General features: G+C 66.3%; 27 protein-coding genes. 5 read left to right on the top strand and 22 right to left on the bottom strand.

Annotated features, from left to right (window positions below):
• Positions 1-145 precede the first annotated feature (145 nt).
• The gene (rpsO, locus tag AC4GYU_RS07740; protein ID WP_491086309.1) at positions 146-415 is read right to left on the bottom strand and encodes a 30S ribosomal protein S15; all 270 of its coding nucleotides are present in this window, start codon (positions 413-415) and stop codon (positions 146-148) included.
• A gap of 16 nt (positions 416-431) precedes the next feature.
• Positions 432-1,328 carry a tRNA pseudouridine(55) synthase TruB gene (gene truB, locus AC4GYU_RS07745; protein WP_491086310.1) on the bottom strand — a complete coding sequence of 299 codons (897 nt, stop codon included), beginning with the start codon at positions 1,326-1,328 and terminating at the stop codon, positions 432-434.
• Between the two features lie 42 nt (positions 1,329-1,370).
• Here truB and AC4GYU_RS07750 point away from each other — a divergent pair, with 42 nt between their 5' ends.
• A complete protein-coding gene (locus AC4GYU_RS07750; RefSeq protein WP_491086311.1) occupies positions 1,371-2,336 on the top strand; it encodes a hypothetical protein in 966 nt (321 codons plus the stop codon).
• On the opposite strand, the gene AC4GYU_RS07755 is transcribed toward AC4GYU_RS07750, so the two are convergent.
• The 10 genes from AC4GYU_RS07755 to AC4GYU_RS07800 all read right to left on the bottom strand — a co-directional run bounded on the left by AC4GYU_RS07755 (position 2,291) and on the right by AC4GYU_RS07800 (position 11,201).
• Complete coding sequence (locus AC4GYU_RS07755; protein ID WP_491086312.1) at positions 2,291-2,923, bottom strand: thymidine kinase; 633 nt, start codon at positions 2,921-2,923, stop codon at positions 2,291-2,293. The two genes, AC4GYU_RS07750 and AC4GYU_RS07755, sit on opposite strands and share 46 nt — an antisense overlap.
• A 36-nt stretch (positions 2,924-2,959) precedes the next feature.
• Positions 2,960-3,106: a hypothetical protein gene (locus tag AC4GYU_RS07760; RefSeq protein WP_491086313.1), complete on the bottom strand. Its 147-nt coding sequence runs from the start codon at positions 3,104-3,106 to the stop codon at positions 2,960-2,962.
• A 55-nt stretch (positions 3,107-3,161) separates the two neighbouring features.
• Positions 3,162-3,704, bottom strand: coding sequence for a GNAT family N-acetyltransferase (locus tag AC4GYU_RS07765; protein ID WP_491086314.1), 543 nt, complete (start codon positions 3,702-3,704; stop codon positions 3,162-3,164).
• Positions 3,701-4,093 (bottom strand): 30S ribosome-binding factor RbfA, encoded by a 393-nt coding sequence (gene rbfA / locus AC4GYU_RS07770; RefSeq protein ID WP_491086315.1) that lies wholly within the window; start codon positions 4,091-4,093, stop codon positions 3,701-3,703. The genes AC4GYU_RS07765 and rbfA overlap by 4 nt, the downstream gene beginning before the upstream one ends.
• Before the next feature lie 3 nt (positions 4,094-4,096).
• Positions 4,097-6,778, bottom strand: coding sequence for a translation initiation factor IF-2 (gene infB, locus AC4GYU_RS07775; protein WP_491086316.1), 2,682 nt, complete (start codon positions 6,776-6,778; stop codon positions 4,097-4,099).
• A 16-nt stretch (positions 6,779-6,794) separates the two neighbouring features.
• A complete protein-coding gene (locus AC4GYU_RS07780) occupies positions 6,795-7,490 on the bottom strand; it encodes a DUF448 domain-containing protein (RefSeq protein WP_491086317.1) in 696 nt (231 codons plus the stop codon).
• 82 nt (positions 7,491-7,572) lie between these two features.
• The gene (nusA, locus tag AC4GYU_RS07785; protein WP_491086318.1) at positions 7,573-9,231 is read right to left on the bottom strand and encodes a transcription termination factor NusA; all 1,659 of its coding nucleotides are present in this window, start codon (positions 9,229-9,231) and stop codon (positions 7,573-7,575) included.
• 5 nt (positions 9,232-9,236) lie between these two features.
• Positions 9,237-9,806 (bottom strand): ribosome maturation protein RimP, encoded by a 570-nt coding sequence (gene rimP, locus AC4GYU_RS07790; protein ID WP_491086319.1) that lies wholly within the window; start codon positions 9,804-9,806, stop codon positions 9,237-9,239.
• A 133-nt stretch (positions 9,807-9,939) separates the two neighbouring features.
• On the bottom strand, positions 9,940-10,380 hold the full coding sequence (locus AC4GYU_RS07795; RefSeq protein WP_491086320.1) for a GtrA family protein: 441 nt from the start codon (positions 10,378-10,380) through the stop codon (positions 9,940-9,942).
• Positions 10,377-11,201, bottom strand: a complete 825-nt coding sequence (locus tag AC4GYU_RS07800) for a glycosyltransferase family 2 protein (protein ID WP_491086321.1) — start codon at positions 11,199-11,201, stop codon at positions 10,377-10,379. The genes AC4GYU_RS07795 and AC4GYU_RS07800 overlap by 4 nt, the downstream gene beginning before the upstream one ends.
• Positions 11,202-11,420: 219 nt before the next feature.
• Between AC4GYU_RS07800 and AC4GYU_RS07805 the strand changes: the two genes are divergently transcribed.
• Positions 11,421-12,875 (top strand): hypothetical protein, encoded by a 1,455-nt coding sequence (locus AC4GYU_RS07805; RefSeq protein WP_491086322.1) that lies wholly within the window; start codon positions 11,421-11,423, stop codon positions 12,873-12,875.
• Here the strand turns inward: AC4GYU_RS07805 and AC4GYU_RS07810 are convergent.
• Complete coding sequence (locus AC4GYU_RS07810; protein WP_491086323.1) at positions 12,872-13,366, bottom strand: isoprenylcysteine carboxyl methyltransferase family protein; 495 nt, start codon at positions 13,364-13,366, stop codon at positions 12,872-12,874. The two genes, AC4GYU_RS07805 and AC4GYU_RS07810, sit on opposite strands and share 4 nt — an antisense overlap.
• Positions 13,363-14,358, bottom strand: coding sequence for a type III polyketide synthase (locus AC4GYU_RS07815; protein ID WP_491086324.1), 996 nt, complete (start codon positions 14,356-14,358; stop codon positions 13,363-13,365). The genes AC4GYU_RS07810 and AC4GYU_RS07815 overlap by 4 nt, the downstream gene beginning before the upstream one ends.
• Positions 14,359-14,482: 124 nt before the next feature.
• On the opposite strand from AC4GYU_RS07815, the gene AC4GYU_RS07820 reads away from it, so the two are divergent.
• A complete protein-coding gene (locus AC4GYU_RS07820; RefSeq protein ID WP_491086325.1) occupies positions 14,483-15,607 on the top strand; it encodes a PQQ-dependent sugar dehydrogenase in 1,125 nt (374 codons plus the stop codon).
• A 46-nt stretch (positions 15,608-15,653) separates the two neighbouring features.
• Here AC4GYU_RS07820 and AC4GYU_RS07825 read toward each other — a convergent pair whose 3' ends face one another.
• Together AC4GYU_RS07825 and trmB are read right to left on the bottom strand one after the other, a co-directional pair.
• On the bottom strand, positions 15,654-15,902 hold the full coding sequence (locus tag AC4GYU_RS07825) for a CsbD family protein (protein ID WP_491086326.1): 249 nt from the start codon (positions 15,900-15,902) through the stop codon (positions 15,654-15,656).
• 54 nt (positions 15,903-15,956) lie between these two features.
• Positions 15,957-16,655: a tRNA (guanine(46)-N(7))-methyltransferase TrmB gene (gene trmB / locus AC4GYU_RS07830; RefSeq protein ID WP_491086327.1), complete on the bottom strand. Its 699-nt coding sequence runs from the start codon at positions 16,653-16,655 to the stop codon at positions 15,957-15,959.
• A 57-nt stretch (positions 16,656-16,712) separates the two neighbouring features.
• Here trmB and AC4GYU_RS07835 point away from each other — a divergent pair, with 57 nt between their 5' ends.
• Positions 16,713-17,216, top strand: coding sequence for a DUF2231 domain-containing protein (locus tag AC4GYU_RS07835; RefSeq protein ID WP_491086328.1), 504 nt, complete (start codon positions 16,713-16,715; stop codon positions 17,214-17,216).
• 50 nt (positions 17,217-17,266) lie between these two features.
• Positions 17,267-17,521 (top strand): hypothetical protein, encoded by a 255-nt coding sequence (locus AC4GYU_RS07840; RefSeq protein ID WP_491086329.1) that lies wholly within the window; start codon positions 17,267-17,269, stop codon positions 17,519-17,521.
• On the opposite strand, the gene metK is transcribed toward AC4GYU_RS07840, so the two are convergent.
• The 6 genes from metK to miaB form a co-directional block, all read right to left on the bottom strand.
• Positions 17,518-18,732 (bottom strand): methionine adenosyltransferase, encoded by a 1,215-nt coding sequence (gene metK, locus AC4GYU_RS07845; protein WP_491086330.1) that lies wholly within the window; start codon positions 18,730-18,732, stop codon positions 17,518-17,520. The two genes, AC4GYU_RS07840 and metK, sit on opposite strands and share 4 nt — an antisense overlap.
• Before the next feature lie 46 nt (positions 18,733-18,778).
• A complete protein-coding gene (gene lnt / locus AC4GYU_RS07850) occupies positions 18,779-20,359 on the bottom strand; it encodes an apolipoprotein N-acyltransferase (protein WP_491086331.1) in 1,581 nt (526 codons plus the stop codon).
• 6 nt (positions 20,360-20,365) lie between these two features.
• Positions 20,366-21,244: a hemolysin family protein gene (locus AC4GYU_RS07855; protein WP_491086332.1), complete on the bottom strand. Its 879-nt coding sequence runs from the start codon at positions 21,242-21,244 to the stop codon at positions 20,366-20,368.
• Positions 21,244-21,750: an rRNA maturation RNase YbeY gene (gene ybeY, locus AC4GYU_RS07860; RefSeq protein ID WP_491086333.1), complete on the bottom strand. Its 507-nt coding sequence runs from the start codon at positions 21,748-21,750 to the stop codon at positions 21,244-21,246. Before ybeY ends, AC4GYU_RS07855 begins: the two co-directional genes overlap by 1 nt.
• Positions 21,747-22,757 (bottom strand): PhoH family protein, encoded by a 1,011-nt coding sequence (locus AC4GYU_RS07865; RefSeq protein ID WP_491086334.1) that lies wholly within the window; start codon positions 22,755-22,757, stop codon positions 21,747-21,749. Before AC4GYU_RS07865 ends, ybeY begins: the two co-directional genes overlap by 4 nt.
• Before the next feature lie 62 nt (positions 22,758-22,819).
• Positions 22,820-24,133, bottom strand: a complete 1,314-nt coding sequence (miaB, locus tag AC4GYU_RS07870; RefSeq protein ID WP_491086335.1) for a tRNA (N6-isopentenyl adenosine(37)-C2)-methylthiotransferase MiaB — start codon at positions 24,131-24,133, stop codon at positions 22,820-22,822.
• Positions 24,134-24,137: the final 4 nt, after the last annotated feature.

A 24,137-nucleotide genomic window follows, 5' to 3' on the forward strand; every position in this document is an offset into this window, starting at 1 on the left:
GCCGGATGCGGACGGGTGCAGCTTGGCCGACAAGCCGGTCGGCCAACGGTCGGGGCGTTGATGGTTCAGCCCCAGAACGCCCCGCCGGATTGCGGGAAGTCCATGTAAGCGAAGGGCGCCGCGTGGGCGCCCTTCGTGAAACTGGTTACTTGCGGAGGCCGAGGCGCCCGATCAGGTCGGTGTAGCGCTGGGCATCTTCCTTCTTGAGGTAGGCCAGCAGGCTACGCCGCTTGTTGACCATCATCAGCAGCCCGCGGCGGCTGTGATTGTCCTTGGCGTGGCTCTTGAAGTGGTCCGTCAGCGTCTGGATACGGCTGGTAAGGATCGCAACCTGAACCTCGGGCGAACCCGTGTCGGTCTCGTCGCGGCGGTATTCCTTGATCAGCTCGGCCTTGCGCTCGGCAGTGATCGACATCGTCCATTCTCCTGTATCAAAGGTTGAACCCGCGCACGACACGATCCCCTTCGACCAAGGCGACGGGGGTCTGACCCTCGACGGCAAGGTGGAGACCGCTTGTGGGCGGAACCCGCGAAAGTCGCTGACCATGTCGGATCAGGCGCGCTTCCTCGGGGGTGACGGGAAAGGCCGGGATGTCGTCCAGCCCTGCTTGCAATGGCAGTAAAGCCCCGTCGAGCGAGCGCGCCTTAGCGCAATCGTCCAGAAAGTCCAGTGATATCGCCTGTGCGAGGGAGAAGGGACCGGCCTTGGTCCGCCGCAGCATGGTGACGTGCCCGACCGTGCCGAGCGCAAGCGCGATGTCGCGCGCGAGGCTCCGGATATAGGTGCCCTTGGAGACGGTCGCGGCGAGGGTGGCAGAGCTTTCGTCCGCGGCGAGGAGGTCAAGCGCGTGGATCGTCACGGCGCGACGCTTCAGCTCCACCTCCTCGCCAGCGCGGGCGAGGTCGTAGGCCCGCTGGCCGTCGACCTTCAGCGCCGAATAGGCGGGGGGCACCTGCTCGATCGGGCCGGTGAAGCGCGGAAGTATTGCCGCGACCTCGGCAGGCGAGGGGCGGACCTTGCTGGTGACAATGACCTTGCCTTCGAGATCGAGCGTGTCGGTCTGCTCACCGAAACGGACGGTGAAGTCATAGGCCTTGGTCGCATCGAGCATGCGCCCGGCAAGCTTGGTCGCCTCGCCCAGCGCGATCGGAAGCACCCCGCTCGCCAGCGGGTCCAGGGTGCCGCCATGGCCGACCTTGGTCTTCGCTTCGCCCGCCTGGCGAAGCGCGCGCTTGACCGCGCTCACCGCCTGGGTCGAGCCGAGGCCGAGCGGCTTGTCGAGGATGATCCAGCCCGAACGGTGGACGAGAGGCGATGCGGAGGCCATATGGTCGCGCGTTAGCGCAGGCGGACCGGGAAACAAGGCACAGTGCTGAAGCGGGCGATCACCCATCCCCTCGTCCGCCGCCTGACGGTCCGCGAATATGTGCCCCTCGGCGCCTGGCTCGGAACCTGGGCGATGCTCGGGCTTGCCATCGGCCATGCCGACGCCGTCCGAATGTTCGCCGCCAACACCTTCGTCCAGGCGATCCGCAATCTTTGCGCGATGGAGATGACCGCGACGCTTGCCCGGCGCGTGGGGTTGCCGGCGCTGTTCGGCCCCTCCTTCCGGCGCGCGCTTCGGATCGACGGCTTCGTCCTCCTCGGCTGCCTGACCGTCGTCGGGCTCTTGGCTGGCTTTCTCTGGTGGCGCGGCATGACTGTCGCGGCCGGGTCGCTGGCGCTGATCGCGGCCGGGATCCCGGCCCGCAATCCCGGCGGCATCCTCGTGATCCGAAAGGACCGCGAAATCCCGTGGCGGCTCGGTGCCTCGGCCATGTCGGTGCTCGGCATGCTGCTTGTCTGGCAGCTCGGCGGAAGCTGGTGGGAGGCGGCGCTGGTCATTGCCGCGCGCGACTGGGCCGGGCTGCTCGCTACGGCGCTCTTCGCACGGCCCCGCCAGCCAGCGGTGGAGCCCGCCACCGAAGTCCTGCAATTTGCCGAAGTGGCTGCCCGGACCGAGGCCGCCGCGCGCAAGCGGCTCACCTACCGGATGGCAAAGTCGGTGCTCGGCGGACTGCTCGGACCGTTCGGGACCGTCCTCGCGCGGACGGGCAGGGGTGCCCGGATCGATGCCCGGATCAGCCGGATGATCCCGCGCCACCGAGGTGGAATGATCGTCCTCACCCTCGTCAGCAGCGGAATCGCGCTCTTCTTCCTGGTCGTGGCGCGCGAGCCCTCGACCCTTGTGCTCGCCTCGGCAGCGGCGCGCATCGGCGCTTCGGGCGGAAGCGCGCTCCTGTGGTGGAACTATGCCGCGGCGGTGACCGACGACGAGGACGACGACGACGATTGAGCTTCCTCGGCGGCACGGAGCCGCGCGAAGAAGTGACGTCGGCACATGGCGACATAGCGGTCGTTGCCGCCGATCTCGGTCTGCTGGCCCTGCGCCACGGCCCGGCCCTCCTGATCGAAACGAAGGTTCATTGTCGCCTTGCGCCCGCATTCGCAGACGGCCTTGAGCTCGACGAGCGCGTCGGCCAGCGCAAGCAGCGCGGCGCTGCCCGGGAACAGGACGCCCTGGAAATCGGTGCGAAGCCCGTAGCAGAGAACGGGTAGATCTAGCTCGTCCGCGAGGCGGCAGAGCTGGAGCACCTGCGCTTCGGTCAGGAACTGGGCCTCGTCGACCAGGATGCAGTGCACTCGGCGGCGGGTCAGCTCCGACCCCACCGCCTCGAACAGGTCGGTGGCCGCGTCGAACGAGGTCGCATCGGCTCCGATGTCGAGCCGCGACGCGATGCGACCCGCGCCGGCGCGGTCGTCGAGCGCGGCCGTCCACAGCATCGTCTCCATGCCGCGTTCGCGATAGTTGAAGTCGGCCTGGAGCAGGGTGGTGGATTTCCCCGCATTCATCGCCGCATAGTAGAAATAGAGCTTGGCCATGGCCCGCTTGTACCCCGGCCAAGGCCGGGGTCCAGTTCACTTCTTGGCAGCAGCCTTTCCGCCCTTCTTGCCAAGCTCGGCCTGCGCGGCCGAAGAGTTGCGGGGGTTCTTCTTTCCCTCGTGGGCGGCCTTGGCATTGGCCTTCTGCGCGGTCGCGCTCCCGTGGCCCTTCTTCTCAGTCATGAGCATGTTCCTCGATTGATTCGGGATGCTCAACGAAGAAGCGGGAGCCTCGCCCCTACCGACCTTCGGCCAGCCATTCCTCGCGCAGGATGGAGAAGACCACGGTGTCGCGGACATGGCCTGTCCAGGTGATACGCTCGGCCCGGAGAACGCCTTCGCGGATCGCGCCAAGCTTGGCGACCGCCGCCTGGCTGCGGCCGTTGCGGCTGTCGACGCGAAGCTCGACCCGGCGGTATCCGCAGCCAAAAGCGCGGGCGAGCATCATGTCCTTGACCCGGCGGTTGAACCCGGTGCCGCGGACGGCCGGGCGAAGGTAGGTTCCCCCGATCTCGAGCGCCCCGCGCTGTTCGTCGATGGCCAGAAAGCTCGACATGCCGGCGAGGGCATCGCCGTCGAACAGGACGAAGGTGACCATGTCCGGCCGCGCGAGAAAGCCGTCGAGGCTGGCGTCGAAGCGGTCGGGAGCAAAGCTCATCGGGTAGAGCTGCCAGATGTCGCGGTCCTCGGCGCAAACCGCCTTGAGCCCGGCTCGAAGATCCTCGGTGAAGGGCAGGGCGGAGCAGCGGTCACCCCGCATCGGGGCGCCGAGCGCGCTCACTCCTCGCCGAGGTCCTGGCTGACGTGCGGGCTGCGGAGAAGAGAGTCGATTTTGCCGCCCTCGTCGAAGCTTTCGTCGGCGAGGAACTTGAGCTTCGCGGCATATTTGGTGTTCACCCGCCGCGCGACTTCGCCCTGGAGATAGGCGGTGTTGGTGCGAAGCGCCTTCAGCACCACCTCTTCATCCTGTCCGAGCAACGGTTTCACGAACACGGTCGCATGACGCAGGTCAGGGCTCATCCGTACCTCGGTGACGCTGACGAGATGGCTCTGCAGCGTTGCGTCATGGACGTCGCCACGTGCCAGCACTTCGCTGAGCACGTGGCGAACCTGCTCGCCGACCCGCAGGAGCCGGACCGAGCGCCCTTCCGAGGACTCGTTGCGCTTCATGGCCTAGAGGGTACGCGCCCGCTCTTCGACCTCGAACACTTCAAGGTTGTCGCCAGCCTTGATGTCGTTGGTGTCGGCCAGGAGCACACCGCACTCGAGGCCGGCAATGACCTGGGCCACGTCGTCCTTGAAGCGCCGCAGCGAGCTGATCGTCGTCTTGGAGACGATGACGTCGTCGCGGGTGAGGCGGGCATGGAGACCCTTGCGGATCGCACCCTCGAGGACGAGCAGACCGGCGGCCTTGTCGCGCTTGCCGGCCGGGAAGACTTCCTGGACCCGGGCGCGGCCGACGACGGTCTCGATGATCTCGGGACCGAGGTTGCCGGCCATGGCTTCCTTGGCCCAGTCGGTGAGGTGATAGATGACGTCATAGTAGCGCAGCTCGGTCTTGTTCCGCGCCGCGACCTCGCGCGCCTTGGCGTTCGGACGAACGTTGAAACCGATGATCGGCGCGCCCGTCGCGCTCGCCAGAGTGACGTCGCTCTCGGTGATCGCACCCACGCCGGAGGACAGGATGCGGACCTTGATCTCGTCGGTCGAGATGCGGTTCAGCGCATTGACGATCGCCTCGGCCGAACCCTGCACGTCGGCCTTGATCACCAGCGGGAATTCGATGGTGGTCGAAGCCTTGTTGGCGAACATGTTCTCGAGACTCATCGGCGCAGCGGTGGTCCGCTTGCGATCGAGCACGCCCTGGCGATAGGCCGCGACCTCACGGGCACGGGCCTCGTTCTCGACCACGGTCAGCTGGTCGCCCGCACTCGGCACCGAGCTGAGGCCAAGGACCTCGACCGGCATCGACGGACCGGCGGTCTTCACCTGGCGACCATGATCGTCGATCATCGCCCGGACCTTGCCGCTGGCGGCACCGACCACGACGACATCGCCGACCTTGAGCGTGCCGCGCTGGACCAGCACGGTCGCCAGCGAACCGCGGCCCTTGTCGAGCTTTGCCTCGATCACGGTGCCCTCGGCAGCGCGATCGGGATTGGCCTTGAGCTCGAGGATTTCGGCCTGGAGCGCGATGGCATCAAGCAGGCCGTCAAGGTTGGTGCCCTTGAGCGCCGACACTTCGACATCCTGCACGTCACCGCCGAGCTGCTCGACCACGATCTCGTGCTGGAGAAGCTCTTCGCGGACGCGCTGCGGCTTGGCGTCGGGCTTGTCGATCTTGTTGATCGCAACGATCATCGGCACGCCGGCGGCCTTGGTGTGGTTGATCGCCTCGATCGACTGCGGCTTGAGGCCATCGTCGGCGGCGACCACCAGCACCACGATGTCGGTGACGTTGGCGCCACGGGCGCGCATCTCCGAGAAGGCTTCGTGGCCCGGGGTGTCGAGGAAGGTGACTTCGCTCCCGCTCGGCACCTTCACCTGATAGGCGCCGATATGCTGGGTGATGCCGCCGGCCTCGCCCGAGACCACGTTGGCGCCGCGGATCGCGTCGAGCAGCGAGGTCTTGCCGTGGTCGACGTGGCCCATGATGGTCACCACTGGGGGACGGGGGAGCAGGGTCGCATCGTCATCGACGTCGGCCGCGGTGTCGATGTCGACATCGCTCTCGCTGACGCGCTTGATGTTGTGGCCGAACTCGGTGACCAGCAGCTCCGCCGTATCCTGGTCGATGACCTGGTTGACGGTGACCGGGGTGCCCATCTTGAACAGGGCCTTCACCAGATCCGCGGCCTTCTCGGCCATGCGGTTGGCGAGCTCGCCGACGGTGATGCCTTCCGGCACGACCACGTCACGGACCTGCTTCTCGCGCGGGCCCGACTGGGCGTAGCTGCGCTTTTCCTTCTCGCGGGCGCGGCGAAGCGCGGCGAGGCTGCGGGCACGGTCGTTGTCGCCGGCAAGCGCACGGCTGACGGTCAGCTTGCCCGAGTGACGGCGATCATCGCCGCGCTGTCCCGGCCGGGCCGGACGCGCAGGCTCGGGCCGGCGCGGGCTCGACGACGCACCGCCGCCCGAAGGCGCGGACGACGAGGACTGCGACGCCTGCGGCTGGGTCTGGGGCGCAGCGGGCTGCGGCTTGGGCGCGGGCGGCGGGGGACGCCGCACCGGCTGGAACATCTGGCCACCCGGACGCACCTGAACGGTCCGCGGCGCGGGCTCGGGGGCGGGAGCAGGGGCTTCGGGCTCGGCCGGGGCGGCGGCAGCAGCGGCCGCGGCAGCATCGGCGGCCTCGGCCGCGCGGGCCTGCTCCTCGATCCGGCGCTTGGCGTCTTCCTCAGCCTTGCGCGCGGCCTCTTCCTCGGCCTTGCGATTCTCTTCGGCGCGACGCTTCTGGTCCTCGGTCGCATTGACCTTGGCCTGCTCCTCGCGGCGGCGCGCATCCTCGAGCGCGGCCATGCGGGCTTCCTCCGCCTCGCGGAGGAGGCGGGCCTGCATTTCCTTGCGCGCGGCAATGTCGTCGGCCGACGAGCGGCGCGGCGCAGCCGGCGCGGGGGCCGGGGCAGGGGCGCGTTCGGGTGCCGGGGCCGGGGCGGCGGCCTGGGCCTCGGGTTCAGGGGCAGCAGCCGGCGCTTCCCCGGGGCGACCAAGGATTCGGCGCTTCTTCACCTCGACCACGACGGTATTCGACCGCCCGTGGCTGAAGCTCTGCTTGACCTTGCCAGTCTCCACCGTGCGCTTGATGCCCAGCGGCGGCCGGGTACCCAGCTTCGGCTTGTCGGTCTGGTCGCTCATAAAGTCCTTTGTCTACTCAATCGTCAGCCGAGCGTGTGCCCGCAGCGTCGTCGCCGCGGCCTAGCCCAGCAGGTCCTACAATGAAAGCGCGCCAGCGGTTCAGCGCTTGGGCAACGCGGCTGGCAGCTCCCGGGTCGGTCAGCGCGACATGTACCACATTTTCGCGGCCCAACGCCATGCTCAACATGGTGCGCGGGACCGGGATTTCCAACCCGTGGCGGTGACCAAGTTCCTCGGCGCCGCCGACCCGCCATGCCTGGTCGAGCTTGCGGCGGCCGTCAGCGCCCGCATCCTGCGCGTAGAGAAGCAGCCGGACCTTGCCCATCCGCGCCGCTTGCTCGACCCGGTCGGCGCCGTTGATCAGCGTTCCCGACCGGGCTTCCATGCCGAGCCGATCGAGAGTCGCGCGGGCCAGCGCCTGCTCGATCTTCTCGGGAAGGTCGGGTGAAATCGCGACGCCTTGCGTCCGGAAGGCCCGGCTAAGCGCGCCCTTCAATTTCCCCTTGGCGATCGCGGTCTCAAGCTCGGCCCGGCCGACCCCGATCCACGCGCCCCGGCCCGGCGCCTTGGCGCGGACGTCGGGATGGACTTGGCCGTCGGGCCCGAGGACGAGCCGGATCAGCTCCTCGCGCGACGCCGTGCGGCGGGTGAGGACACAGCTGCGCTCAGGATCATTCCCCTCCCGCTCGCGGGAGGGGTTAGGGGAGGGCATGTCCTCGTCCGAAGGAGTGCCGACAGGCCCTCCCCCGGCCCCTCCCGCAGGCGGGAGGGGAGAAGAAGGGTCCGCTAGCGCGTCATTGCGAGGAATCCGCATCGGCGGCCTCCTCGGTCTGCGGCGCGTCGCCCGACGGCGATGCGGCCTGATCCTCGTCCTCGAACCAGTGGGCACGGGCAGCCATGATGATCTCGTTGCCCTGCTCTTCGTTCAAGCCATATTCGGCCAGAATCCCGCCCTTGTCCTGCTCGCGCTGCGGCGCGTTCTCGGCACGGCGACGCGGCTCCGGCCGCTTCTTCTGGATCAGCTCGTCGGTGGCGAGATCGGCGAGGTCGTCGAGCGTCTTGATACCCGCCTTGCCCAGCGTCACCAGCATCTGCTCGGTGAGGTGCGGAAGGTCGGCCAGCGCGTCCTCGACGCCGAGGCCCTGACGCTCCTCGCGGGCCGCCGCCTCACGCCGCTCGAGCGCTTCGCCGGCGCGGCTCTGGAGTTCGCCCGCGATGTCGTCGTCGAGACCCTCGATCAAGGCGATCTCGTCGGCTTCGACGTAAGCGACTTCCTCGAGGCTGGTGAAACCTTCGGCGACCAGCAGCTGAGCGAGCGTCTCGTCGACGTCGAGCTCGTTCTGGAACATCTCCGAGCGCTCGATGAATTCCTTCTGGCGCTTCTCGCTGGCATCGGCCTCGGTGAGGATGTCGATCTGCGAGCTGGTCAGCTGGCTGGCGAGACGCACGTTCTGGCCGCGACGGCCGATCGCAAGGCTCAGCTGGTCGTCGGGAACGACCACCTCGATCCGGCTCTCCTCCTCGTCGATCACGACGCGGGCGACGGTCGCCGGCTGCAGCGCGTTGACGACGAAGGTCGCGGTGTCCTCGCTCCACGGAATGATGTCGATCTTCTCGCCCTGCATCTCCTGCACGACGGCCTGCACGCGGCTGCCCTTCATGCCGACGCAGGCGCCGACCGGATCGATCGAACTGTCGTAGCTGATGACGCCGATCTTGGCGCGGCTGCCCGGGTCGCGGGCGGCGGCCTTGATCTCGATGATGCCGTCGTAGATTTCGGGCACTTCCTGCGCGAACAGCTTCTTCATGAAGTCCGGGTGCGCGCGGCTGAGGAAGATCTGCGGGCCGCGGGTCTCGCGCGCAACGCGCAGGATGAGGCTGCGGACGCGGTCGCCGACGCGGTGCATTTCGCGCGGAATCTGCGCGTCGCGGCGGATGACGCCTTCGGCGCGGCCGAGGTCGACCACCACGTGGCCGAACTCGACCCGCTTGACGACGCCCGTGATGACTTCGCCGACGCGGTCCTTGAATTCTTCATACTGGCGCTCGCGCTCGGCGTCGCGGACCTTCTGGAAGATGACCTGCTTGGCGGCCTGGGCGGCGATGCGGCCGAACTCGATCGGGGGCAGCGGATCGACGATGAAGTCGCCGACCGCGGCATCACCCTTGAGCTTCTGCGCGCCCTTGAGGTCGATCTGCTTGTAATAATCCTCGACGTCGCCCTCGACCACTTCGAGAACCCGCCACAGGCGCAGGTCGCCCGACTGCGGGTCGAGCTTGGCGCGGATGTCGTTCTCGGCGCCGTAGCGGGCGCGGGCGGCGCGCTGGATCGCGTCCTCCATCGCCTCGATGACGATGCCGCGATCGATCAGCTTCTCGCGCGCGACGCTGTCGGCGATGGCGAGCAGCTCGGCCTTGTTGGCCGTGGGCGCGGAGGGAGCGGCGGTAGCCATGATGGTCAGTCTTCCTCTTGGGTCAAAAGTTCGTCGGCGCCCTCGCCGGGCGATTCGATGATGTCGTCGGCGCCCTGCGCGGACAGCGGCATGGTGGCGGCGATCAGCCGGTCGGTCAGCAGCAGCTTGGCCGAGTCGATCGCCTCGAACGGGATCGGGCGCGTGCCCCGCGAGCCCGAGATCAGCACGGTCTCGCCCTCGACGCCCTCGATGTCGCCGGTGACCTGCTTCGCCCCGTCGACCTCGCGTGCCAGCCGCAGCCGTGCCTCATGGCCCTGCCAGTCGGTGTAATCCTTGAGCCGGGTCAGCGGCCGGTCGATCCCCGGCGAGCTCACCTCGAGCCGGTAGGCGCCTTCGATCGGGTCCTTGCCCGCTTCTTCAAGCGCATCGAGCTTCTCCGAGATCCGGCGCGACAGGGCTTCGCAGTCGGCAAGGTCGAGCTGCCGCGTGTCGGGCCGCTCGGCCATGACCTGAAGCGTCGGATCGGACTTGCCGCCGATCATCGCGACTCGCACGAGGTCGAAGCCGAGCGCCCTAGCTTCGGTTTCGATCAATGCGGTCAGTGCGGCGTCCATGCGGGTCCTATCAGGTCAAACCCCCTCGGACCGCCGCGGAAACCCGGGCAGCCTCGCCAGCATCAGCGATGTGAGGAGGAAGCCTGCATATAGGCAAGTGCTGCGAGGGAAGCAACCTCGCGCAGGGTCGAAGTCAGTGGGCGCGAAACACCCAGTATCGGTTCAACAGAAAACTCAAACACGGTGTTGCTACCATCATCAACGGTACGGGGGCGATGGCTGGGAGACCCATGCGGCTGACAAGCAGCCAAATCCACAAATTGTTGATTGCGAATGCGATCGTCGCCGCCACGAGGAAGCGGGAAAGCTGAAGTGCCTCGCTATCCTTGCGCCCACCGCGAAAGCTCCAGCGGCTGTGTATGACATAGCCGGCGATAAGGCCGCACGCCGTACTGCTGATATTGCTGACATATGGATTGAGGCTTTGCAGCACGAGCGTCGAATAGATGGTGGCAGCGAATTGCGTTACGAGAAGGCCTGCAAGGGCGTAGCGGATCAACTGCCTGACCGCCGGCTGAGCGAGCAAGGCCTCCAACCTGCGCCGAATGGTGGAGCGGAGCGCGGATCGGATCATGAGACAGCGATGTCGGCCGCTTCCAGCAGAGTGCGATGCCGGCCCCCATTCAACGCATCACTACGGAGGCAGTCCTCGCTCCTGAACAATGGCGACTTCGACCACCCCATCTTGTTGAGACGGAACAATAGCGCGGTCCACAGGACACCGAAGCCATAGGTGCAGCTTCGGCGAAAGTTGATGCTTGAAGCTTCCTCGAAATACCGGGTTGGGCAGCTGATCTCCCCGATCTGCAATCCCTTCCACATGGTCTGGGCAATCATCTGATTGTCAAAGACAAAATCGTCCGAGCAAGTGCGCAGCGGAAGCAGCTCGAGCGCGCGCCTGCTCCAGGCTCGATATCCCGTATGATACTCACTGAGCTTGGCGCCCATCAGGAGATTCTGAATGGCAGTGAGGATCCGGTTGGCGACATATTTGTAAAGGGGCATGCCCCCTTCAAGGGCGCCATTGCCGAGGATGCGCGAAGCGAAGACGGCATCATAGTGACCGGACGCGATCATTCCTGCCATCGCCGGGAGCAATTTCGGACTGTATTGATAATCGGGATGCAGCATGACGACGATGTCAGCGCCGCGATCCAGAGCTAGCTGGTAGCAGGTCTTCTGATTTCCACCGTAGCCGCGGTTCTCGGGATGCTCGGCTGTGTAGATGCCGAGCCTTCGCGCAATGGCGGAGGTCCCGTCCCGACTCCCGTCGTCGACAAGGATGACATCGTCGACAATCGTGAAGTCGATTTCAGCATATGTGCGCTCGAGCGTTCTTCCGGCGTTATACGCCGGCAGTACGACCGCAATCTTTTGCCCGTTGATCACCAGCATGTCCCCCTGGTGGTGCGAGTCTTCACGTCGCAACGGTCATTTATCTAACGTTTAAAGCCCTCTATGCAAAGCGCGATAAATGGGCACTAATCCCGATCTGGATCAGTGCGGGGGACGATGACGCGCTTCCTAAAGTCTTTGGCCGGCCAACCCTTGCTGCTGCAACGATCTGAAGCACCATCGGCTCGCGCGAGGGCCAGCCTATTCCTGCTCTGGCTCATGGCGACCTTCTGGCTCGCGGCGCATCATGTTCCGTGGCGGGACGAAGCGCGAGCCTGGGCCCTGATGAAGATGGCGAGGGGCTGGACCGACCTTTTCGCCGTCGTCCAAGGGGAGGGCCATCCGTTCCTCTGGTACATCATGTTGCGGGCGGGCCACCTGCTTAGTGACAGCAAAATGGTGCTGCCTGCCGTCGGATTGCTGGTCGGCATTGCCGCTGTTGCGGTGCTTGTGTTCCGTTCGCCGTTCCGCCTGCTTGCCTTGGCGATCATGATCTTCAGCCTGTCGCTTGGGTACGAATATGTCGTTGTTAGCCGTAACTACGGAATCACGGCGCTGATCATCTTCGCGCTGGCGGCGAGTTGGCAAAGGACACGCGATAGTTGGTTGCTGGGGCTGGGCCTGCTGCTACTATGCAATACGAACGTTCCGAGCCTCTTTCTTGCTGGCTCCCTGTATCTCTATCGAACGCTCGAATTGCGAGCTGAGCGAGTCCCTCTGTGGTCGGGGCCTTGGCGCAGATGGCTCTTGAACGGATTTCTTCTCGGCCTTGGCGCACTCCTCTGTTTTGTCGCGGTCTACCCTCCAGCGCATGATGCCGCCGTTTCGGAGATGGGAAAGGAGCTCAACGCTACCAATTTGTTCATGGCGTTGATCAGCAGCAGGCGGGCGTTCATCGATTTCGGGCTGGGGCAGAGCGCACCTTGGAACCTGCCGATCCTCCTTGTCAGCCTACTGATCTTCGCACGGCAGCCTAAGGCCCTTGTCGCGGCCCTGACCTGCCTGCTCGGGCTGAAACTCTTTTTCTACTTCATCTATCCCGGCTACTATCGACACTCCTCCCTATTCTTCCTGCTCATGATTTCGCTGGTGTGGATCGAAGCATCAAAACGAGGTCGAGAGGGCACTGAACCAGCCAAATCCCCGCTTGCGATTGGAAGCTGGGCATTCCTGTTCCTTCTCAGTCTTCAGACGGCGCTCTACGTGCGAAAGCCAGTTTACGGCGCGCTTACAGGTGTACCCCTGAGCCGGGCCGCAGACTTCGCCGAGCTGCTCAAGCGGCCCGACCTCCGCGACGCGATCGTCATGGTCGACCCCGACACGCTGGGAGAATCAATTGCCTACCAGATTGATAGCCCGGTGTGGCTGCTTCGCCAACAGCGCCTCGGCACGGTGTCGCCTCTGTCCTCGGCCGGCATAGAGGTCCTGACGCTCGATACGATTCTTGCGCAGGCAAAGCGACTTCATGATCGAACGGGCAAGCCGGTCGTGATCGCGCTCATGCTGCCAATCGACTATGTAAAGACCCCGAGGAAGTGGGATCTCATCTTTGGCAAATCCACACTGATCACAAAGGATGGCGTCATCCGCTTCAATCGCGAGACCCGGCGCATTGCAACGCTGCGTAGGGCGGCGATTGACGAAGTCTACGACGTTTACGTCTTTCCGCGCTAACCGCCGAGGCCGCGTTCCTCGGCGCGGATGCGGATGGTGAGGGCGAGGGCGTTGAGCAGGGTGAAGATCAGCGCCACCTGCCATAGTCCGAAGACCAGCGGCAGCACGGCGATCTCGCCAATCACGACCAGATAGTTGGGGTGGCGCACGAAGCGGAAGGGGCCGCCGGTAACGAGGGGGGCGCCGGGCAGGACGATGATCCGCGTGGTCCAGCGCGGGCCGAGCGTGCGCAGCACCCACAGGCGGCCGAGCTGAAGCAGAACGAACACCCCGAACAAGAGCCAGTGGATCGGCTGACCCGGTGCGAGCCAGAACAGGCTTGCGAGCCAGCCTGCATGAACCGCGACGATCAGCGGGTAATGCCCCGGGGCGACCTCATAGGCGCCGGCGGCAAGCAGCCGCGCGGTGTTGCCCCTCGCGATGACCAGTTCGGAAAGGCGCTGGAGAAGGACGAAGAAAAGGATCGCGAGCTGCGGCCAGTGCGGGGTCATGCGCGCTCCAGGGTCAGCGCGGCGCAGGTGAAACCGGGGCCGAAGGCGGTGAGCAGGGTGCGGGGAGGAAGGCCCCGGGCAAGGAGGCGCTCGAGCACGAACAGGACGGTCGGCGCGCTCATGTTGCCATGGTCGCGGAGCACCTCGCGCTCGAGGTCGAGCGTTCCCTCGGGGAGGGCGAGCGCTTCCTCGATCGCGGTAATGACCTTGGCGCCGCCCGGATGCGAGCAGAGCCGGTCGATGTCGCCGCGATGAAGGCCAAGGTCGCCAAGGATGGAATCGACCGCGTCGGCCAGCTCGGCGGTGACGAAAGGCGGAATGGCCCGGTCGAAGACCACCGCCAGCCCGGGATCCTCGACCCGCCAGCCCATGATCCCGAGCGTGTCAGGCCATTGCCGCTCGCCCGCCCCGGTGATGGTGGCGAGCCCGGCGCCTTCGGTGGAGACGACCGCTGCCGCGGCGCCATCGCCGAACAGAGCGGTGGCGACCAGGGCCGCCGGATCGTCGGTGTCGAGGCGGATCGAGATGGAACAGGTCTCGACCGTCACGAAGAGATAGCGCTTGCCGGGTTCGGCCGCCGCGAGACGTCCGGCTAACGCGAGCCCGCTGACCCCGCCGGCACAGCCCAGACCGAAGACAGGGATACGCCGGACGTCGGCGCGAAGGCCGAGCCGCGGTCCGACCCGGGCTTCGAGGCTGGGAGTGGCAATGCCGGTCGTGGAGACCGTGACGACCCCGTCGATGTCCGACGGGTCCAGCCCCGCATTGGCGATCGCCTTTGCGGCAGCCTCCTCGAACAAACGTTCGGCGGCATCGAGGTAGAGCGCATTGCGCGACATCCACCCCTGTTCCTCGCCATACCATTCGACCGGCGCGACGATCGCGCGTTCGGCGATCCCGGCATTGTCAAATACGCCAGACAGGCGATCGAACAGGGCCTTGCGACCGGCAAAGAGCTCCCGCCCGAGCGCCTTGGCTTGGTGCTGGGTCACTCGAAAGGGGGGAAGGGCAGTGGCGAGACTGAGGATTTTGGCGGGCTGCACCGGGCGGATTGCTTCCTATATGGACGGCGATGGTCGGACGCCCGATCACGATAACCGTTGGAGATACGTAAGGATGCTGTTCAAGGCTTCGCAAGCGGTATTGGGATTTGGTCTAGCACTGGCCTCCTGCGGTTCCGCAGCGCTTCCGACCGAGGATCGCCCGGCAACTGGGGGCAAGCCCTTCCAGGTCGCCGCGGTGGCGAGTTTCGACACGCCCTGGGCGATGACCTTCCTTCCCGGCACCAAGACGGCGCTGGTCAGCGAAAAGGATGGTCGCCTGTGGACCGTCGATACCGCAAGCGGCGCCAAGACCGCGGTGGCAGGCGTTCCGACCGTCAAGGTCGCCGGCCAGGGCGGGCTCGGTGACGTGGTGATCGGTCCCGAGGGTCGTATCTATCTGAGCTTCGTCGAGGCGGGCGCGGGCGGTACCAGCGGTGCCGCGGTCGGCTACGGCCGTCTCGATCGCGACGCGGCCAAGGGCAGTTACAGCATCGCCGACTTCAGGGTGATCTGGCGCCAGGACCCCAAGGTCAGCGGCGGCGGGCACTTCTCGCACCGGATCGCCTTTGGCCCCGACGGGGCGATGTACCTGACGTCGGGCGAGCGGCAGAAGGGCACGCCGGCGCAGGACTTCGACAAGAACCTCGGCAAGGTGCTCCGCCTGACTCCGGAGGGCCAGCCCTTCCCGGGCAATCCCTGGGCGAGCAAGGGCGGCGTCGCGGCGCAATTCTGGAGCATGGGGCACCGGAACCTGCTCGGGATCGCCTTCGCGCCGGACGGCAAGCTGTGGGAGCATGAGATGGGGCCGCAGGGCGGGGACGAGGTCAATCTCATCCTGCCGGGCAAGAATTATGGCTGGCCCTTGGTCTCGAACGGGTCGGACTATGGCGGCGGCGACATCCCCGACCATCCGACTCGCCCCGAGTTCGAACAGCCGAAGGTCTGGTGGAACCCGAGCATCTCGCCGGCCGGGCTGGTGGTCTACACCGGCGACCTTTTCAAAGACTGGAAAGGCGATCTGCTGCTCGGCGCCCTTTCGGGACAGTCGCTGATCCGGGTCGATGTGACCGGCGATCAGGCGAAGAAGGCGGAGCGCTGGGACATGGGTGCCCGGATTCGTGAAGTGGAGCAGGGGCCGGGCGGCGAAATCTACCTGCTCGAGGACAATGGTCGGATGCTTCGGCTGACGCCGGCCTGAATCGAAAGCCCCTCTCCCGGTGGCGGGAGAGGGGCCGAAAGGCGACTTAGTAGGTCTTCTTGCCGCGCAGCGTGTTGAGGATGGCGAGGCCGATGACTCCGGCTGCCGCGGCAGTGGCGATCGGCTGCTTCATCGCAATGTCGCGAACCTGGCCGATGCCCTTGCGAACGGTTCCGGCGACCTGGTCGGCGATGCCGTCCTGCTGCAGGGCCGGATCGTTGGTGGCCTGGCCGAGGCCTTCCTTGATCTGACCCTTGAGCTGGGTACCCGAGCCCGAAAGCGTGTCGACGTTCATGCTTGCTGTTCCTTCTGGAAGTTGAGTTCGGGGAAGAAACGCAGCGATCGCCGGTCAGGTCCGTCGATAGCGCAAGTAGTAGGGTCGGCGGCCTTCGCGGCGGCTCTTTGCGCCATAGCGCGTCTCGATCCAGCCCGACGGCGGATCGAGGAAATCGGATGGCTTCTCGGCCAGCCAGTCGAAGGTTTCGCCGTGCCGCTGCATCACCGTCAGCGCCCATTCGAGATAGACCGGATGGTCGGTCGCGATCCTCAGCTCGCCGCCCGGGCGAAGCTTGTCCGCGAAGAGGCCGACCGGGCCGTCATTGACCATCCGCCGCTTGGCATGACGCGCCTTGGGCCAAGGGTCGGGGTGCAGAAGATAGAGCATGAACAGGCTGCCGTCGGGCACACGGCGAAGCACCTCGAGCGCATCGCCCATGTGCAGCCGAACGTTGCGCAGCGGCCCGTCGCGGACATGGCCGAGCGCGGTCGCGACCCCATTCAGGAAGGGCTCGGCCCCGACGAAGCCATGATCCGGCAGGAGGTCGGCGCGATGGGCGAGATGCTCGCCCGAGCCGAAGCCGATCTCGAAATGAAGCGGCCGGTCGTCGCCGAACAGGATGCGCGAGGTGATCGGTCCCTCGGCGGGAACGTCGATCTGCGGAAGAAGAGTGTCGATGAGCTCCTGCTGGCCCTGGCGAAGCTTGTGTCCGCTCGAGCGGCCGTACAAGCGATTGAGGGTCAGCGGGTCACCGGACTTGAAGGCTGTCATGGGATACGCCTTTAAGAGCCTGCGTTGCGTCTTCAACAGGTGAGGGAATCAGTTTTCATGTCCGGCGATCATCCGCGCTCCACCGCCCAGGTCGGCGGACACCCGCTCCACCCCCTGCTGATCCCCTTTCCGATCGTCAGCTTCATCGGCGTCCTCGTCACCGACATCATCTTCCTGTCCGCCCGGCAGGACGGGTGGGCGACGGCCGGTGACTGGCTGCTCGGAATCGGCTTGGTCACCGCGCTCATCGCGGCAAGCGCGGGCTATGCCGATTATCGCGGGGACGAACGCATCCGGCGGATCGGGCAGGCGACCCGGCACATGATTGCCAATATCGTCGTCGTCACGCTCGAGGCAGTGAACCTTGCGGTCCGGCTGACCGGCGGGAATGAGCAGGTGTCGAGCCTCGGCATCTGGCTCAGCGCGATCTCGGTCGCCGTGCTCGCTTATTCGGGGTGGCTTGGCGGCGAGCTCGTCTACCGGCACGGGATCGGCGTTCGTAACCCCGAGCAGTCGGCTGAGGCGAGCCCGGGCAACAAGTTCAGCCGCGATCGCCGCTGACGGGACTAAAGCACTAGCAACCGGGGGCTGGGGCGGACCGTTTCCGCCCCATGTCCTTTACCCAACTCGATCCGCAGCTCCCGCTCCATATCGTCGATCGCGGCAAGGGAGTCGCCGTCGCCGTCATCGATTACGGGCCGGAGTTCGACCTGCTCTGGGTCGTTGCCATGGATGATGGCGGCGAAATCTGGTGCGTGCCCAATCCGCAGGTCCGGATGCAGGCCAACTGGTCGATGGGGCGGCGCGCCGCGCCCGCGACCGGCAGTGGCAAGATCGCCAAGCTGCCGGTCGCTGCGACGGTTTAGGCCGAGGCCAGCGCCTTCAGCTCGTCGACGAGGTCGGTCCGCTCCCACGGGAACAGCTCGCCCTCGGCCTTGCGCCCGAAGTGGCCATAGGCGGCCGTCGGCTGATAGATCGGCTTGTTGAGGCCGAGCAGGGTACGGATACCGCGCGGCGTCAGGCGGCCGAGACGGTCGATGCCGCTGATCGCCTGCTCGAGCCGGTCGTCGCCGACGGTGCCGGTGCCGTGCGTGTCGACATAGAGCGAGAGCGGCTCGCTGACGCCGATCGCATAGCTCAGCTGGATGGTGCAGCGCGTGGCAAGGCCGGCCGCGACGATATTCTTGGCGAGGTAGCGCGAGGCATAGGCCGCCGAACGGTCGACCTTGGTCGGATCCTTGCCCGAGAAGGCGCCGCCGCCGTGGGGTGCCGCGCCGCCGTAGGTGTCGACGATGATCTTGCGGCCGGTAAGGCCGGTGTCGCCATCGGGGCCGCCGATCTCGAAGCTGCCGGTCGGATTGATGTGATAGACGGTCTCGTCCGACAGGAGGTCGGCCGGAATGACCTCGGCGATCGCCTTCTTCACATAGGCCTTGAGCTCGGCCTCGTTGGCGCCTTCGTCATAGCCCTTCTTGTGCTGGGTCGAGACCACGATCGCCGTCGCGGCGACCGGGCGGCCGTTGGCGAAGCGAAGCGTGACCTGGCTCTTGGCGTCGGGCTCTAGGAACGGCGCCACGCCAGAGTGGCGGTCGTCCGCCAGCTTCTCGAGGATCTTGTGGCTGTAATAGAGGGTCGCCGGCATGAGGTCCGGGGTCTCGTCGCAGGCGAAACCGAACATGATGCCCTGGTCGCCCGCGCCCTCGTCCTTGTCGGTGCCGGCATCGACACCCTGCGCGATGTGCGCGGACTGCGGGTGGAGGTTGTTCTCGAAGCGGAAGGTGTCCCAGTGGAAGCCGTTCTGCTCGTAGCCGATCCGCTTCACGGTGCCGCGAACCGCAGCCTCGATCTCTTCCTTGACGCCATCGGCCCAGTTGCCGGCTTCGTCCATGATGCCCTTGCCGCGGATTTCACCGGCGAGGACGACGAGGTCGGTGGTGCAGAGCGTCTCGCAGGCGACGCGCGCTTCCGGGTCCTTCGAGAGGAACAGGTCGACGACGGCATCGCTGATCTGGTCAGCAACCTTGTCGGGATGGCCTTCGGACACGGATTCGGAGGTGAAGAGGTACGAGTTGCGCATGGGTCTCCAGGTCGCCGAGAGGCGGAATCGGGATATAAAGAAAGCTTTATATGTGGCGCCTGTAGCGGCCTCGGGCGTCGATGCCAACCGCGATTGCGAGCAGCAGGAAGGCCAGCGCGAGCGGGATGACATTGCCGTGCCGACTGAAGAAGGTGGGGGCCGCCGGAGCGGGCAGCTCGGTGTCGATGACGCCAGCGGTGCGCCACGGAAGCGAGTTCAGCAGGCGGCCGTGGGCATCGACCACCGCGCTGATCCCGGTCGGGGTCGAGCGGATGATCGGAAGACCTTCCTCGGTCGCACGAAGCCGAGCCTGGACGAGATGTTGCGGCGGCCCCCACCGGCCGAACCAGGCATCGTTTGACGGATTGAACAGGAAATCGGGGCGATTTGTGCGATCGACAACCTCACCCGAGAAGATGATCTCGTAGCAGACCTGAAGGCCCATCTGTCCCCAGCCCGCGAGGTCGAGCGTCCGCGGCCCCGGACCGGGAAGCGTGTCGCCGACCCCGGGCGCGAGCTGGGACAGGCCGATCGCGCTGAGGAGCGGCCGCATTGGCAGATATTCGCCATAAGGCACGAGATGTGCCTTGTCGTAGCGCCCGAGGATCCGGCCCTGCGGATCGATCGGCATGACGCTGTTTGTGCTGCCGGTGACCCGTCCCTGCCCGTCGACCGTCAGCGCAAAGGCGCCGGTAACGAGGAGATCGCCTGGCCGGAGCAGGCTCGCCGCCCGCGCCGCCGGCGGGAGCGCGATCGCCATCAGGCGCGGATCGGTCGGTGCGGCCTGGAAGGGGACCGGTACGGCGACCTCCGGCCAGAACAGAAGGCGCGGAGAGGTGCCGCCGTCCGACAGCTTGGCCAGGCGCTGGAAGGCTTCCTCGTCGAGCCCTTCGCGCCACTTGTCCTCCTGCCCGATATTGGGTTGGACGACCCGGATCGGGCGGACCGTGGCCTTGCGGCCTGACCCGTCGAAATTCGTCAGCGGCTCGTTGATTGGTGCAGCCGGGAGCGCCAGCAGGAGGAGGCTGGGAACCGCGAAGGCGAGGGCATTCGCGCTTCGCCGCTGCATCGCGAGGAGAAGCGCACCGCCGAGAATGACGACCAGCGCCGACAGCCCGTAGGTGCCGATGAAGACGCTGCTCTTGCGCCAATAAGTGTCGACCAGGGTCGCGCCGACCGGATTCCACGCGAAACCCGTGAACATGGTCGCGCGCAGCCATTCGGTGATCGCGAAAGCGCCGGCCGCGGCGAGGACGAGCGCCGGAAGCGACCGTTGCCCGAACCGCCACGTCACGCCCGCGGCGATCGCCGGATAGACGGCAAGATAGAAGCTGAGGAGGACCACCGCGATCCATCCGAGCCAGGGTGGCATCGCCGCCTGGTAGGTGAAGGCGGTGGCGATCCAGTTGAGGCCGAGCACGAACTGCCCGAGGCCGAACAGCCAACCGGTCAGCAGCGCCCCGCGCAGGCTCGACGCCCGGCTTAGCAGCCAGAGCAGCCCGGCAAAGGCAAGCGGCATCAGCGGCCACCAGCCGACCGGCTGGAAGGCGAAGGCCGAGCCGAGGCCGAGCAGCAATGCGGCGAGCGCGCGCGGGCCTGGCCGCGCCATCAGGTCAGTGCCGGCCAAGGTGCGTCAGGCTTCCTGTTCGACCACGCCCTCGGGGGCGTGGAGGCGGAGCCGGGTCATCTTGCGCTCGTCGGCCTCGACCGATTCGAGACGCCAGCCGCTCGGATGGGCGATGCTCTCGCCGGGCGAGAGGATTCGGCCGGCCAGCAGGAAGGCGAGGCCGCCCAGCGTGTCGACCTCGTCGTCCTCGGCCACGAGCCGTGCGTCGACTGCCTCGGCAAGATCGTCGAGTTCGAGCCGCGCGTCGGCCTCCCACAGGCCGTCGTCGAGACGGGCGAGCAGGGGCTGTTCTTCCTCGTCATGCTCGTCGGCAATGTCCCCGACGATCTCCTCGACCACGTCCTCGATGGTGACGAGACCTTCGGTGCCGCCGAACTCGTCGATCACGATCGCGAGATGGACTCGCTCGGCGCGCATCCGGGCAAGGAGGTCGAGCACCCCCATGCTCTCGGGCACGAACAGGGGCGTGCGGATGATCTCGTCGACGCTCTTGCGCTCGGTCGCGTCGAAGTAGGCGTTGAAGACGTCCTTGATGTGGACCATCCCGACGATCTCATCGAGACTTTCCCCGGTGATCGGCAGGCGGCTGTGCCCGGCTTCCGCGAAGATGGCGGCGAGTGACTCCATCGAACTGCTGTGCGGCGCCGAGATGATCTCGCCGCGCGTGACGCAGATATCGCCCGCGGTCCGGTCGCCGAAGTGCAGCAAATTCTTAAGCATCTGCCGCTCGAGCGGACTGAGGTCGCCCTTGCGCGGCTGCTCATCCTCGGCGTCGTCGATCGCTTCCTCGATCTGGTCGCGAAGGGTCGGCTCGCTGTCTTCGCCGAACATCAGGCTCCGAAGACCGCGCCACAGGCGCGAGCCATTGTCAGGCTGCGAGGCCATCAGGCGGCCTCCTCATAGGGGTTGCCGATGCCAAGCCGGGCAAGGGCGCGGGTCTCGCGCGCCTCCATATCCTCGGCGCTGTCGTCCTCGAGATGGTCGTAGCCGAGCAAGTGAAGCGTTCCGTGAACCATCAGGTGGGCGGCATGATCCTTGAGAGGGAGCGCCTTCTCGGCCGCCTCCCGAGTGCAGGTCTCGAGCGCGAGCACGATGTCGCCGAGCATCAACTCGGGACCCGGACCCGCGGCATTTTCGAGTTCCTCGGCTTCAGCCTGAGGGAATGAGAGGACGTTGGTCGGCTTGTCCTTGCCCCGCCATTCGGCATTCAGCGCATGAACTTCGGCGTCGCTAGTGAGGACGACCGACAGTTCGACCCGCCTTTCGATCTCGACCAGCCTGGGATAGGCGCTTTCCGCGATCGCCGCGCATGCGGCAGCCTCGGCCAACGCCGCCCAGTCGGTGCTACTGTCCCATTCCTCGTCGGCATCGAGCATCAGGTCGAGGGTCATGCGGACGGCCCTTCATAGGCTTCGACGATCCGGCCCACGAGCGGGTGGCGGACGACGTCGGCCGCGCCGAAGCGGACCATGGCGAGGCGCGGGATGCCCTCGAGCTTGTGGACGGCGTCGGCAAGGCCCGATTCGACCCCGCGGGGAAGGTCGGTCTGATTGGGGTCGCCGCAGATCACCATCCGGCTGCGCATGCCGAAGCGGGTCAGGAACATCTTCATCTGCTGCGGCGTGGTATTCTGCGCCTCGTCGAGGATGATGAAGGCATCGGAGAGCGTGCGACCGCGCATGAAGGCGATCGGTGCGATCTCGATCTCGCCGCTGGCGATCCGCCGCTCGACCTGCTCGGTCGGGAGCATGTCGTAGAGCGCATCGTACAGAGGCCGGAGATAGGGATCGACCTTCTCCTTCATGTCGCCGGGAAGGAAGCCCAGGCGCTCACCCGCCTCGACGGCCGGGCGGCTGAGAATCAGGCGGTCGACCTGCCCGCCGATCAGCATCGACACGGCCTGCGCGACCGCAAGGTAGGTCTTGCCCGTACCCGCCGGCCCGAGCGCGAAGATCATGTCGTCGCGGGCCAGCGCTTCCATGTAATGGGTCTGAATGGTCGAACGCGGGACGATCGTCTTCTTGCGCGTCCGGATCATCACCCGGTTCGGATTGCCGACCGGCGCGTCCGCATCGGGCATGATCCCGTCGAGCTGGCGCTGGGCGCCCATGCCGATCACGCTTTCGACCACCGCAAGGTCGACATCCTGCCCAGCATCGAGCCGACTGTAGAGATCGACCAGCACTTCCTTGGCGCGGGCGGCGCTGTCGGGTTCGCCTTCGATCTGCACGCGGCTGCCGCGCGCGGCGATGTTCACGCCGAGGCGATCCTCGATGGCGACCAGGTGACGGTCATAGTCGCCGAAGAGGGGCCCGAGCAGATAGGGCTGCTCGAACTCGATCTCGAGGCGGGCGCGGGTGGGGTCGTCCACGGCGTGGAGGTCGGGGCGCTTTGGCATCTAGAGGCGCGAAGCCTTGGGAGCTTTCATTGTTCCCATATGTAATCGGTCATCGCGCAGAGTCACGCGGCCTCTTGCTGCGGATCCGTGACAAGTTCACCGGCGAGGCTGTTGGGAAGCGCCTCGGTCAGGCGAACGTCGAGCATGGTGCCGATGGGCGCGTCGCTGTCGACGAAGACCGACTGCAGCCAGGGCGACTTGCCGATCATCTGTCCCGGCTTGCGACCGGTGCGGTCGAGGAGGATTCGGGTGGTGACCCCGACCTTCGACGCGTTGAAGGCGCGGCTCTGCTCGGCGACCAGCGCCTGAAGCCGCTGCAGCCGCTCGTCCTTCACCGGCTCCGCGACCTGGCCGTCCATGGTCGCCGCCGGGGTTCCGGGCCGCGCGCTATATTTGAAGGTGAAGGCGCTGGCGTAGCCGACTTCGCGGACGATGTTCAGCGTGGCTTTGAAATCCTCCTCGGTCTCGCCCGGGAAACCGACAATGAAGTCGCCCGAGATGGCGATGTCAGGCCGAGCCGCACGGACACGGTCCAGCGCACGCAGATAATCGGCGGCGGTGTGATGGCGGTTCATCGCCTTCAGGATGCGGTCGCTTCCGGCCTGCACCGGCAGATGCAGATAGGGCATCAGCTTGGCGCAATCGCGGTGCGCGGCGACCAGCGCATCGCTCATGTTGATCGGATGCGAGGTCGTATAGCGGATCCGCTCAAGCTTCGGCAGTTCGGCCAACCGGTGGATGAGCGTCGCGAGATTGTCGCTGCCATCTTCCCACGCATTCACATTCTGGCCGAGGAGAGTCAGTTCGCGGGTGCCGCCCTCGACCAGTTGCGCGGCCTCTTCGAGCAGGTCGCCGAGCGGTCGGCTGATTTCGGCGCCGCGGGTGTAGGGCACGACGCAATAGGTGCAAAATTTGTCGCAGCCTTCCTGCACTGAGAGAAAGGCCGAGATCCCGCTCTTCCGGCGCTTTGGCAAGGCGGCGAACTTGTCGAGCAGGGGCAGGTCGGTGTCGACCGGACGGCCGCCGCCCTCGACCGTGCGAAGCATCTCGGGAAGGCGGTGATAGGCCTGCGGGCCGACCACGAGGTCGATCGCTGGCGAACGCCGCCGCGCTTCTTCGCCTTCCGCCTGAGCGACGCAGCCAGCGAGCGCGATCACCGGTTTGCTGCCGTCCTCGCGGCGTAGCCGGCCGACCTCGGAATAAGCCTTCTCCGCCGCCTTCTCGCGGATGTGGCAGGTGTTGAGGACGACGAGGTCGGCCTCGTCGCCGGCGGCGGCCGGGGAAAGTCCCTCCGCAGCCAGCAACTCGGCCATGCGCTCGCCGTCATAGACATTCATCTGGCAGCCGAAGGACTTGATCTGGAAGGTCTTGGTCATGGTC

This window comes from Sphingomonas sp. SP2, assembly GCF_058313385.1.